Genomic DNA, 11,926 nt, shown 5'->3' with positions numbered 1-11,926 from the left:
GTTTGCGGTCGGCGATCGTGTGGGCTGCGAGCGAGGCTGCTGGGGATGGCGTGTACGAGCGGTATCGTGGGTTGGCGCGGGGTGGTCATCAGTTGGTGCTGGTTGGTGTGAAGCGGCTGGCTGGGCGTCTTGGCAAGGATTAAACGGCGGCGGAGCGAATCCGGTGACAACATGACTGCTGAATCTGCCGGTGAGGGTGCGCAGCGCCCGGTCGTCTACGACCTGGCGCCGGAGTGCACCGTCGACGACGTCGACGCGGACGTGCCGTATCTGGCGACGGTGAACGGGGTCGTCGAGTACGGCGTGTTCGTGGATCTGTCCGAGTCCGTGTCCGGGCTCGTTCACGAGTCGAATCTCGATCGAACGTACTCGGTCGGCGACGACCTCGTCGTCGAGCTGGAGGCTGTCCGCGACAACGGCGACCTGTCGTTCGTGCTGGCGGACGTCGCCGACGAGTACGACGTGGAGCGCGTGAGCGAGGACGTGGCGTTGACGGCGACGAGTGCGTTGTCGACGCAACTCGGAGATCGTGTGCACGTGGAGGGCGAGGTGACCCAGATCAAGCAGACTGGGGGGCCGACGGTGTTCCAGGTGCGGGACGAGCACGGTGTGGTGCCGGCGACGGCGTTCGAGTCCGCTGGCGTGCGCGCCCATCCGGGTATCGAGGTCGGTGACGTGGTTCGGGTCGCTGGCGAGGTCGAGAAGCGCGAGGGCACGCACCAGATAGAGGTAGAGCACATCGAGGTGCTCTCTGGCGAGGCCGGTGACGCGGTCCGGGAGCGCCTTGAGAGCGCGATGCTGGACGCGGCGGCGCCGAACGACGTGGAGCCGCTCGTGGAGTGGGAGGCGTTCGAGAAGCTCCGCGGCGACCTGGAGGCGGTGGCGCGAGAGCTCCGGAAGACCGTCATCGAGGGCCGGCCGATCCGGCTCCGTCATCACGCGGACGGCGACGGGATGTGCGCGAGCGTGCCGGTGCAGGCGGCGCTGGAGGCGTTCATCGAGGACGTCCACGAGGACGGCGACGCGAAGCGCCACCTGTTCAAGCGATTGCCGAGCAAGGCGCCGTTCTACGAGATGGAGGACGCGACGCGCGACCTGAACTTCGCGCTCGAGGACCGCTCGCGGCACGGCCAGAAGCTCCCGCTCCTGCTCATGCTGGACAACGGGAGTACGGCCGAGGACGTGCCAGCGTACGAGACGCTCGCGCACTACGACATCCCAATCGTCGTCGTCGACCACCACCACCCGGACCCGGAGGCGGTCGAGGACCTCCTGACGCATCACGTGAACCCGTACCTGTACGACGAGGACTACCGCGTGACGACGGGCATGATGTGCGTCGAGCTGGCGCGCATGATCCACCCCGAGTTCGCGGACAAGCTCGATCACGTGCCCGCGGTCGCTGGGCTCGCGGACCGGTCGAAGGCGGAGGCGATGACGGACTACCTCGAGCTGGCCGCGGAGGCTGGCTACAGCGAGGACGACCTCCGGGACATCTCGGAGGCGCTGGACTACGGCGCGCACTGGCTCCGGTACAACTCCGGCCAGCACCTCATCAACGACGCGCTGAACGTGCAGTGCGACGACGACGACCGCCACGAGCGACTCGTGGAGTTCCTGTCGTCGCGCTCGGAAGCGCGCGTGGACAAGCAACTCGACCGGGCGATGCAGCACGTCGAGCACGAGGAACTCGACAACGGCGCGCAACTGTACCGGCTGGACGTCGAGAACCACGCCCGCCGGTTCACGTACCCGGCGCCGGGGAACACGACCGGTGAAGTCCACGACCGGAAGGTCAAGGAGACGGGCGGTCCCGTGATCACGATCGGGTACGGCCCGGACTTCGCGGTGCTGCGCTCCGACGGCGTTCGCCTGGACATCCCGAACATGGTGAGCGAGCTCACGGAGGAGGTCCCCGAGGGCGGCGTGTCGGGTGGTGGACACCTCGTCGTCGGGTCGATCAAGTTCGTGAAGGGCCGCCGCGAGGCGGTCATCGACGCGCTCGTGGAGAAGATGGCGGAGGCGGACATCGACGAGGACGTCTCCAGTCTCTCCGCCGTCGACGAGGTGTAGGCGCGACGGCGACCGACCGCTCGCTGTCCTGTGACGGTCGATTGCTTTTTTGACGAGCTCGTTTTTCGCGGTCACGTTCGGGGGTCGAAGTCGACGCGTCGGGCGAGGACGACGAGGAGTGCGAGGACGGCGAGTGCGGTGAGGGCGGCGAGCCACCGTGGTACCCGGGGGTCGGGGCCGCCCGTCCAGTCCGCGCGGAAGGCGTCGGCGTAGTAGGTGGCGACGGCGTCGCCCTCGAGGACGACGGCGACTTCGCGGTTCTCGCGGAGCGAGTGGTCGTTCCAGTTGACTGAGCCGAGGACGACGGCGTCGTCGACGACGACGCCCTTCGCGTGAACCTTCCGGAAGCGACCGCCGGGGTCGACGAGGCGCGCCGCGAGCGGGAGGTCCTCGCGCTCGGCGAGCGCGTTCAGGGAGTCGACGACGCGCCCGTTCTCCTCGCGCGCGTACCACGCCGACGAGAGGAGGACGTCGACGTCGACGCCGCGGCGAGCGGCGGCGATCGCTTCCCGGAGGAGGACGCCGTCGCGCTCGGCGCTCATCTGGAGGACGCGCACGCGGTCGGTCGCGTTCCGGAGGCGTGCAGTGTAGGTGCGCTCGGCGTTGTCGGGCGCGACGACGACGGTGACGGCGTCCGCGGTGACGTTCGCGGACTCGATCCGCGTCGGGTACGAGCCGTTCGCGGGCGGTTCCTCCTGGTCGTCCCCGTCGGGGTCGGGGTCGACGGTCGACCAGGGGCGGGCGTCTGGCACGCGCCAGTCGCTCTGGAAGACCGTCGCGAGGTCGCCGGCGGTCTGGGCGTCGTCGAGGACGACGCCCCAGCCACGGTTGGCGTGGCCGCCGGTCCCGGATGGCTTGAAGTTCTCGGTGAGGACGACCGCGGCGTCGTCGGCGACGAGGTACTTCGCGTGGTGGTAGTCGTAGCGGGCGCGAGACCCGCCGAGTGCGCGTATCTCGACGTCGGTCCCGTCGAGTGCGTCGAGGACGCGTACCTGTCGCCGCGTCACGCCGCCGACGGGTGCGTCGTCGAGGAGGACCTGTACGTCGACGCCACGGGCGGCGGCGCGTTCGAGCGCGCGGGCGACGCGCTCGGACGCGAACGTGTACCCGGCGAGGTAGACGCGGTCGTCGGCGCGCTCGATTGGCGCGAGCGGAACCGCGGAATCGGGCGTGACGAACGTCCGGGTTCGGACGTCGCGGGTCGTCCGCGGCGGGTGGTCGGTCTCGCCGAGGGCGTGGAACGCGCCGTCGCGGTAGCGTTCGCCCTCGGGCGCGTCGGCGTACGCGAGCTCGCCGACGACCCGGCCGTCCGGGGTCGCGAGCGAGAGCGTCTCCCCGCCGTTCGCGAGCGCAAGACCGGGCGCCTCGACCGCCGCGACGGCGCCGGCAGCGGCAGTGGTCGCGCTGTCGTTACCTGGGCCGCCGCTGGCGTCGCCGATGGAGTGGTTCGCGAGGAGCGAGCGCGCAGCGGAGACGTTCGCGGCCACGAGCACCCGCCCGGACAGCGTACGGTTCGGGAACCCGACGGTCGTCTCGCCGTCCGAGAGCGTCCAGTTCCCGACCGCCGTCGGCTCGGGGAATCGGAGGAGGACGTACTCGCCGACGTCGCCGTCGACGACCGGATTCGGATACGCCGCCACGACGGCAGCGTCGTCCGCAGGTGCGACTGCGTCGGCTCCACCAGGCGATAGTGGTGTCGACGTCGTCGCCGCCGACGCCGTTGCCGTCGACGCAGTCACGGTCGCATTCGACGCGCCCGCCGCTGCGGGCGCAGTGGCTGGTGCGACGAGCAACGCGATCACGAACGCGACGTGGAGCGGACGCGATGGCACGCTCTGGCTGGCCGCCCGCTCACGTAAGAAGAATCGGGTGGCCCGTCGAGGCTCGTGGACGGGACCGGGCTGGGTTTACGCGACCTTCTCGGCTTCGGCCTGCACGATGTACGCGCGATCCTCGGTGTAGCCCTTGACTTCCTCGAGAGCTGCTTCGGTCCCGATCTGGTTCAGCGCCCAGGCGGCGCTGGCGCGAACGCGATCGGCTTCGTCGTCGTCGGCGAGGACGTCCGCGAGCGCGTCGATCGCGCGCGTGTCACCGATGAGACCGAGTGCGCGAGCAGCGCGCGACCGCGTGTCCTCGCTGTCCGCGACGAGCTTGTCCGCGATCGGCTGCGTCGCCTCTTCGCTCCCGATCTCGCCGAGCGCACGGAACGTCACCTTCTGGAGTTCCGGGTCGGAGTCCGCGTCGACGTACTCGACGAGCGTCTCGACTGGCTCCTCGCTCCCGATCTTCCCGAGCACGCGGATGGCGGCCTTGTCCCGGCGCTGGGCGCGCTGGCTCATCTCGTCCAGGGCTTCCTCGGGACCGAGCTTCTCCAGGACCTCGAGGCAGTGCCGTTCCATGAAGTCCGAGTCCATCCGGTCGAGGACGACGAGGACGCCCTCGGCGTCGAAGTTCTTCTCGTACACCTTGAGCGCGTGCCACTCCGGCGGGAAGTCCTTCCGGTGGTCGAGCTGGTCGTAGACGCCGTGCCAGGCGAGCTGCTCGCGGATGGAGAGGTCGTCCCACTCCTCGGCGTCCTCGACGCCGGCCTCGAGTTCCTCGGTCGCCTCGACGAGCCCCTGGATGGTTTCGGCGTCGTCGTCCGGGTCCAGGCCCGCGGCCTCGATGGCTGCCGCGGCCTCCTCCAGGGCGGCGGCGAGCGAATCCGGGTCCTCTTCGTCGACGTCGAACGTCTCCTGGAGCGTTGACGCGGCGGTCGCCAGGAACGACTCGACGACGGCCACGACCTCGTCGTGTCCGTCCTCCGTCCAGCGCGTGTCCGCGACCGTGCCAGCGACGGCCTCGACGTCGCTCGCGACGTCCTCCGCGTACGGGCCGCGAGCCTCCTCGATGTCGCCCTGGACGTCTTCGATCTCGCCCGCGAGCTCCTCTGCGGGCGCGTCCTCGTCCTCGTCGTCCGGTTCCGGGAGGTCCGCGGTGTCGACGTCGGCCTCGAGTGCCGCGACCTCCGCTTCGACGTCGTCGAGAGCCGCTTCGGTCTCGGCGTCGTCGAGTCGCTCGCGGATGGCGTCCAGGCGCTCGCGGAGGTCCTCGACCGTGAGCTCTTCGGCGGGCAGTTTCTCCTCCTCGGTCTCGCCGTCCTCGGCCTCCGACTCGACGGCAGCCGCCTCCGCGGCTTCCTCCGTCGACTCGTCCTCCGGACCCGTGTCGGCCTCGACGTCGGCGTCCGCGTCCTCGACGTCGGCGTCCGCGTCCTCGACGTCGGCGTCCGCGTCCTCGGCGGCGTCTCCGTCTTCGTCGACCGATTCCTCGGCCAGTTCCTCGGCGGTCTCGCCGTCCCCGGCGTCGGCGGGCTCCTCGCCCGGCGTCCCCTTCCCCTCCTGGGTGTCGGAGACCTCGTTCTCTGGGGGTTCGCGGTCGTCGTCGGCGTGGTCCTCGGCGTCGTCCTCGCTCATGGGCGACCACCAGCCGTGTGAGTCATACGGAAACCTGGGGCCAGCGGTTTCCTAAGCGTTTCCATACAGGTTCGGGGTCGGCTGGTCGTCGTCGCGCCAGTAGAACCACGGGCCGCCGAGGAGGTACGCGACGCCGAGCGTGAGGATCGCCCACGGGAACGTCCGCCCGAACGCGTGCGGGACGAGGACGGCGAGCGCGTGCACGATCCCCATGAGGAGCGCGTCGCGCGCCAGGAGGTCCGGGTAGCGGACCGTGGACACCATGAGGTAGACGAACGCGGCGGTCGCGACGACGAGGACGCGCGGGTCGGTGACGCCGGAGAGGACGGCGGCGGCGAGGATGGTCGCGGCGAGCGTCGTCTGGACGCCCTCCGTGTAGTCGTCGGCGGTGTCGTGTGCGGTGTAGAGGCCGAGGCGGACGACGCCCATCGCGACGAACAGCGCGGGAACGACGAGCGCGACCGCGAGCAACGGTTCTGGGTTCGCGACGGAGATCCCCCAGGCGTCGGTGACGGTGACGTAGACGACGACGGCGGGTGCGACGCAGAACGACGCGACGTCCGCGAGCGAGTCCAGGTACGGGCCGGCCGCGGACCCGCCCGAGTAGCGTGCGACGACGCCGTCGAGGCCGTCCGCGATGCCGGCGAGCAGGACGACGCGCGCCGCGAGCGCCGGGTCGGCGAACGCCGTCACCACTGCGACGAACCCCAGCGAGGCGTTCGCGGTGGTGACTGCGTCCGCGAGACTCAATCGCCCGACGAACCGCGGCAACATATCGAACGACTGCGTGAACCGCACCAATAGGACTTGCGTTCTCCCCATCGACGATCGCGTCCCCACGCTTGCGACGTGAATCAGTCCGCAGGTCGCGGTTGGGGACCGCGACCGCGGACCGGTGGTTCGGGCGTCGAACGCGACGGCGGAACCGTGGTGCATTTGTCGGGGCCACCCGTACCCGAGCGCATGAATCGTCGCTCGGTCCTCGCTTCGGGCGCGCTCGCGACGGCGGGCGCGGTCTCGGGCTGTCTCGCGATGTTCAACAGCGCCGGTGGCGACGCCGACGACTACGACGTCGGGATGACCGACAGCGCGTTCGACCCGGAGACAGTCACGGTCGCCGTCGGCGACACCGTCGTCTGGAAGAACACGAGCGGGCGCTCGCACACCGTCACCGCGTACGACTCCGGCCTCCCCGACGGCGCCGACTACTTCGCGTCCGGCGGATTCGAGGACGAGCAGGCGGCGCGGGACGCCTGGAAGCGCGGCGCCGGCGGCATCGTCTCCGGCGACACGTACGAGCACGCGTTCGACGTCGCGGGCGAGTACGAGTACGTCTGCATCCCGCACGAACGCCAGGCGATGACGGGCACCATAGTCGTCGAGGAGTAGTTCGTCGGTCGCGGCGTCCTCCCACCGACTGACTGCCCGGCGCAACCGCTCTCGAACGCACACCACCGTTGCACGTGAAGAAAGGCGTCTCGGGCACGCGAACGTCGCGTGCGTAGCGGATTACTCCTCTGCGTCCGTTTCGATCTCGTCCGCGACCTCGTCCTCGTCGACCTCGACGGCGGTCTCCTCCTCGGCAGCGACCTCCTCGGGACGCGCCTCGAGCGTCATCTTCTGGATCTCCACGCGACGCAGCGGGTAGATCGTCTTCGCGTCGCTGTAGATCGCCGAGGACATCCGGCCCTCGACGACGCTGTCGACGAGCGCCTCGAACGTGCGCTCCTCGCCAGCGGCCTCGACCTGGTCGATCATCGCGCGACGGATCGCCTTCTCCTGGCTCGCGTCGGCCTTCTTCGTCGTGAACGCGACCGGCTGGATCTGGACGCGGTAGTCGTCCGTCGACAGCACCGTCACGTACGCCTCGACCTTCGAGGCGCCGCGGCGAACGAGACTACGGAGGTAGTCCCGCGTGAGTTCGTGGGACACGAACTCCGTGTACGCCGCGTCGCTGCCCACGTCGTTGATCTTGAACGTGAGCTTCGTGTTGTTCTCGCTGGCGTCCTTGTTCAGGTCGCCGAGCGTGGTTTCGATGGTGCGACCGAGCACCTGATCCGGTTCGTCTGCGGGCGTGGTACCGAGCTCCTCGCGACCGAACTGCTCGGGCGCGTGAATCGTGTACCAGCGCTTCTGGTCCTTCGTACGGGAGACTGATCGTTCACTCATGTGTCTTTGGTAGGTATCTGGTTGGCGTGCTGTGCGATCTGTACCGCGACGTCCACGTTCACCACGTAGTCGTCGACCGTCGACTGCAGGCCGCTGGTCGTCTCGCGCTCGATGCGCGTCACGACGCGGTCCCCGTCGACGGTCGTCTGCATCTCGCTCGTGTCGTCCGGTGCGAGCGCCGCCGCGACGAGCGCGGCGTCCTCGTGCGTGGTGGTGATCGTCGCAGTTCTCATAGTTCCTCTCTGAGCGTCGTCACGAACTGGTCGGTGTCGCAGTCGATGGTCGCGTACCCCGCGTCGGCGGTCCCGTCGTACTCGCCACCGGTCTGGGTGGTGACGCGCGCGAGCACGTCCTCGACGTCGAATTCGGGAGTGGCCGCGAGCGCGACCGCGTCTCCGTCGGTGTCGACCGCGGCGACGACGGGCTCCGGCGACCGGTAGTCCCGGACGAGACGCGCGGTCGTCGACAGCGGCGCGTCGACGTCGCGAACGACCACGACGCCGTCGTGCCGCGACCGCTCGCAGGACGCGACCGCGTCGTGGACGGCGAGCGAGTGCTCGCGCCACGCCGCGAGCGCGCCGTCGCGGACGTCGTGCCCGAGCGCCACCGCGACGCCCGTGCCGGGCGCGCTCGACGCGAGCGCGGACAGCACGTCCGCGTACCCGACGACCGTCGCGAACGGCGCGTCCGAGTCGGTGAGGACGTACGGGCGGAGCGCGCGCTCGACGGCCTCGCCGGCGCGCGCCGGTGCGTCGCTCGCACCCGTCGTCGCGACGGCGACGAACGACGCGACGCGCCGCTGGACGTCGTCCGAGAGGTCCGCGGAAGCGCTGGCGTCTACGTCGGCGTCGACGTCCACGCCGAGGGTCGAGAGCGCGCTGCGCGCGCTCGCTTCGTCGCCCGAGAACGACGCGTGGACGAGCGTCGAGTGCACGAGCACGTCCACGACGTCGTCGACGGGGCCCGCGACGCCCGGGCGGCGATCGAGTCGCCCCCCGGCCTCCGCGGACTCGACGAGTCGCGCGCTCGACCCCGCGCCCGGCGTCACGCCGGCCGCGGCGACGCCGACGAGCGCGAGCACGGAGTCCGCGGTCGCGCCGAGTTCGCCGGCGAGCCGCCACGCGGCGACGCTCGCCGGCTCGTCGTCCGGGTCGAGATGGACGGCGTCGGTCGCCTGCGACGACCCGACGACGACCGCGGTCGACGAGTCGTCGGCCTCGGCGACGCGACGCGTCCGGTCCTCGATGGTCCGGCCGACGCTCACCTGGAACGGCGTCCCCTGGGACGCGAGCACGCGCCCGAGCAGTCCCGCGGCGGCGACCGCGTCGCCGCTCGCGCGAGCGATCACGCGAACGAACGGCGCGTCGGCTATCTCGGCCGCGACGCTCGCGGCGTCGAGCCCGCCGTCGGTACCACCGGGGCCTGACTGCGACATCGACGCTTACTCGTACCCGAGGACTTCCTTCGCTTCCTCGTACTCGTACGTGAACTCCGCGTCGAGCTCGTCGCCACGGTAGTAGTCGACGAGACGGCGGACTTTCGACTCCGTGTTCTGGAGCGCGCGCTTGTTCGACGCGTCCAGCGGGTGCTCGTCCATGTGCGCGCGCAGGCGGACGGCGCGCTCCATGAGACTCCGGAGGTCCTCGGGGAGGTCAGCGGTCGCGTCGTTCTCCGCGAGGATCTCCTTGACCTTCTTCCCGGTGGCGAGCTTCACGTCCGGGATCGGCGTGCCCTGCACGCCCTCGTCGCGTAGCTTCATCCCGATCTGGGACGGGGTGTGGCCCTGTTCTTTCAGTTCGACGACGCGGTCCTCGATGGCGTCGGCGTCGACGTCGCTCCACTCCGGCGGTTCGTCTGCCGCTGGCTTGTCCGAACCGGACGAGCCTCGGCGGCGAGTATGCATTCGTGCCATTGTCTTGAGGATAGGAACCGCATCGGCGCAGATAGTCCTCCGACCGCCACCCCACCCTACAGGTGGGGCTCGCGGTCGGGCCGCACTATCGCAATCCCAAGCCACCCGAAGCCGGGCGGCGAGTCAGATTTGCGACCGTGCCGTTCCCGCCAGTACCTCCGTCAAGCACGCTCAAAAGGGTTTCCAAACGAACCACGCAGCGCGCCGGCAGCACACCGAACCGGAACGCAATCCGAGAGGTTTATCAATAACCCACGGACAAGTAGGTGACGCGAAGCGGGCTTGTAGATCAGCGGTAGATCATCCCCCTGGCACGGGGAAGGCCTCGGGTTCAAATCCCGACAAGTCCACTCCCATTTTCGCGCCTCCAGCCGACGAGCGTAGCGAGTCGTCGGAGCCGTCAGAATTGACCGTCGCAGGCGAGATTTGAAGTCCTACCAGTCGCGCGCAGCGGACGACCAGTGGGCTTCCCACCGAGTTCATCTAGGTTTCGATTGGCTGGGTATCGGACGTGGCGGTGGCTCGGTGCCGAGTGAGCTCGGAAGAAGGGTGTTGTGGGAAGCGGTTAGTTGCTGAGGGTTGCGGAGCCGTGGACCTGGGACTTCTGGCCGTTGTTCCAGATGACCGGGATCGTGTCGCCTTCGTTGAGACTCGTGCCGTCCTCTTTGAGTCCGAGGGTGTCCCCGGACTGGATCTTATCGGCGGTCCACTCCTTGCCGTCGTAGTGCGTCAGTCGGCCCGCGGCGTCTTCGTCTGCGTCGTTCCACACTTCGGACCCCTCAAGTTCGACGGTTACGAACTTCGCCTCGACACCATTACCGCCCTGCATCGTCACGTCCACGACTGTATCTCCGCCATCGAGACCCCATTCTACTTCGAACGACGCCGACGGGGTCTCCTCCGCGGAAGTCTCCGCCAGGCCGAGCGCGAACGTCCCCACTGCCGCCGCGAGGATGACCGTCACCGCGACCATCAGAACCACACCGATGGTCGAGGAAACAGCATCATCCTCGGTGAGAAGTATGGTCAGTTTCATGCTTGATTGCGCTTCGAATATATGAGAGAGTTCGAATCTGCAGTGGAAAAGAGAGAGTTAGTCGTGGTTAGATGTCGAAGCTCGAAATGATGCTCGTGTCATCGCTCGAGGGACTCTTCCAGACGAGGTTCACCGTGGTGCCCGGGTCTACGTCGGTGACGTGCAGCGAATCACCGGCCGTTATTGCGTCGTCGTTGTCACAGTCTTGACCGCCGATTGCGAGATCGTCGTCATTGACGGAGTCACCTCCCGTGTGCGCGACACTCACGGGGACCGAAGATGCACCACCGCTTGCAGAACCACAATTCGTGCCATCAGCGGTATCATTCGTCCATTCCCAGCTTGCCTGGGGAACCTGTTCCTGACTGCCACCGATGCCGAGGACGAACGCGCCGATTACGGCCGCGAGGATGACAGTGATCGCGACCATCAGGATGACCCCGATGACCGGTGACACGGCGTCCTCGTCCGCGAAGAGGTTCTTCAGTTGCATGTTGTGTATATCCCACACCGGGTTGCGGCGTCACCCACGCAGCTACGGTGCTGATTCATTCCATCTTTGCTACAAATATATAACCATCGGCCAGCCCGGTCGGTTGGGTGTGTTCAAGCATGTCGGGAAGATTCGTATAGGTAGGCTTTACGGGGTTCAAGACGGTCTTGAATTCGTTTCGAAACCGGCGCTATCCTGCGGTTCGTTCGCGTCGTTCACTCCCACCAGAATTCGTTGATGTTTTCTTACCATTGTGCCAGTATCGAAAGCCTCGTCGCTGGATTTATATACGAGTTCTCGCGAGTGGGTGTCGTCCGCGTCGCGCGCGCTCTCGAGTAACAGTCGCTTACGCCACCCCACCACGTGACGGGACCGCTGTTGGCCTGGAAAATACGCACCCTGGTGCGGGGCGGGACGCGGGTCGTACGCCGTGCTTACGGGTGCCAAAGCGCGAATCCACGGCCAGCGGTAGGCCAACCGTGCGACCGCGCTCGACGCCGACCCGACGTGTATTGCCCGTGTACTCACGTGTCCTCCGACCCTCCAGTCGACCATGCTCGGCACCAGTCTCGTCGTGCAAGCAGCGAAGAAAGGCAAACAGAAGTACGGCTGGAAGGGCCTGATCGCGGCCGGCGCACTCGCGTTCTTCGGGCAGCGCGCCGTGAAGAAGCGCCTGAAGCGCCGGAGCGCCTGACCCCTTCCACGGTACTCGCGCCCGCACCCGTTCTCGCTTGAGGTTAGTCCTCTGACAAGCGGAATAAAGATGTGAACGAGCCGATACGAGTCGG

General features: G+C 68.2%; 12 protein-coding genes and 1 tRNA gene. 4 read left to right on the top strand and 9 right to left on the bottom strand.

The genetic code is table 11. The features are described from left to right. The first annotated feature begins 171 nt into the window (after positions 1–171). Positions 172–2,073 (top strand): DHH family phosphoesterase, encoded by a 1,902-nt coding sequence (locus G9C85_RS00495; protein ID WP_166036216.1) that lies wholly within the window; start codon positions 172–174, stop codon positions 2,071–2,073. 71 nt (positions 2,074–2,144) lie between these two features. On the opposite strand, the gene G9C85_RS00490 is transcribed toward G9C85_RS00495, so the two are convergent. From G9C85_RS00490 to G9C85_RS00480, 3 genes are all read right to left on the bottom strand, one after another. Next, positions 2,145–3,905, bottom strand: a complete 1,761-nt coding sequence (locus tag G9C85_RS00490) for a phospholipase D-like domain-containing protein (protein WP_166036215.1) — start codon at positions 3,903–3,905, stop codon at positions 2,145–2,147. 75 nt (positions 3,906–3,980) lie between these two features. After that, complete coding sequence (locus tag G9C85_RS00485) at positions 3,981–5,528, bottom strand: HEAT repeat domain-containing protein (protein ID WP_166036214.1); 1,548 nt, start codon at positions 5,526–5,528, stop codon at positions 3,981–3,983. A 51-nt stretch (positions 5,529–5,579) separates the two neighbouring features. Continuing rightward, the gene (locus tag G9C85_RS00480) at positions 5,580–6,302 is read right to left on the bottom strand and encodes a protein sorting system archaetidylserine synthase (RefSeq protein ID WP_166038881.1); all 723 of its coding nucleotides are present in this window, start codon (positions 6,300–6,302) and stop codon (positions 5,580–5,582) included. A 189-nt stretch (positions 6,303–6,491) separates the two neighbouring features. Here G9C85_RS00480 and G9C85_RS00475 point away from each other — a divergent pair, with 189 nt between their 5' ends. Then, positions 6,492–6,917: a plastocyanin/azurin family copper-binding protein gene (locus tag G9C85_RS00475; protein WP_166036213.1), complete on the top strand. Its 426-nt coding sequence runs from the start codon at positions 6,492–6,494 to the stop codon at positions 6,915–6,917. Positions 6,918–7,037: 120 nt separating this feature from the next. Here the strand turns inward: G9C85_RS00475 and G9C85_RS00470 are convergent, their stop codons facing one another. From G9C85_RS00470 to G9C85_RS00455, 4 genes are read right to left on the bottom strand one after another with little or no spacing between them, the layout of a single operon-like run. Then, the gene (locus G9C85_RS00470) at positions 7,038–7,697 is read right to left on the bottom strand and encodes a 30S ribosomal protein S3ae (RefSeq protein WP_166036212.1); all 660 of its coding nucleotides are present in this window, start codon (positions 7,695–7,697) and stop codon (positions 7,038–7,040) included. Next, positions 7,694–7,930, bottom strand: a complete 237-nt coding sequence (locus tag G9C85_RS00465) for a KEOPS complex subunit Pcc1 (RefSeq protein ID WP_166036211.1) — start codon at positions 7,928–7,930, stop codon at positions 7,694–7,696. The genes G9C85_RS00470 and G9C85_RS00465 overlap by 4 nt, the downstream gene beginning before the upstream one ends. Next, positions 7,927–9,132: an exonuclease RecJ gene (locus G9C85_RS00460; RefSeq protein WP_166036210.1), complete on the bottom strand. Its 1,206-nt coding sequence runs from the start codon at positions 9,130–9,132 to the stop codon at positions 7,927–7,929. Before G9C85_RS00460 ends, G9C85_RS00465 begins: the two co-directional genes overlap by 4 nt. A 6-nt stretch (positions 9,133–9,138) precedes the next feature. Further along, positions 9,139–9,609 (bottom strand): 30S ribosomal protein S15, encoded by a 471-nt coding sequence (locus G9C85_RS00455; RefSeq protein ID WP_166036209.1) that lies wholly within the window; start codon positions 9,607–9,609, stop codon positions 9,139–9,141. A gap of 278 nt (positions 9,610–9,887) precedes the next feature. Between G9C85_RS00455 and G9C85_RS00450 the strand changes: the two genes are divergently transcribed. Next, positions 9,888–9,959: transfer RNA gene (locus G9C85_RS00450), tRNA-Ala, on the top strand. A gap of 215 nt (positions 9,960–10,174) precedes the next feature. Here the strand turns inward: G9C85_RS00450 and G9C85_RS00445 are convergent. Next, positions 10,175–10,645: a type IV pilin gene (locus tag G9C85_RS00445; RefSeq protein ID WP_166036208.1), complete on the bottom strand. Its 471-nt coding sequence runs from the start codon at positions 10,643–10,645 to the stop codon at positions 10,175–10,177. Positions 10,646–10,712: 67 nt separating this feature from the next. Then, complete coding sequence (locus tag G9C85_RS00440; protein ID WP_166036207.1) at positions 10,713–11,138, bottom strand: type IV pilin; 426 nt, start codon at positions 11,136–11,138, stop codon at positions 10,713–10,715. A gap of 553 nt (positions 11,139–11,691) precedes the next feature. Between G9C85_RS00440 and G9C85_RS00435 the strand changes: the two genes are divergently transcribed. After that, complete coding sequence (locus G9C85_RS00435; protein ID WP_166036206.1) at positions 11,692–11,832, top strand: hypothetical protein; 141 nt, start codon at positions 11,692–11,694, stop codon at positions 11,830–11,832. The last annotated feature ends 94 nt before the right edge of the window (positions 11,833–11,926 follow it).

The sequence above is a fragment of the Halorubellus sp. JP-L1 genome (assembly GCF_011440375.1).
Taxonomy (GTDB): Archaea; Halobacteriota; Halobacteria; order Halobacteriales; family Natrialbaceae; genus Halorubellus.
The sequence above is the reverse complement of the archived record's forward strand: the minus strand, read 5'-3'. Positions and strand labels throughout refer to the sequence as shown.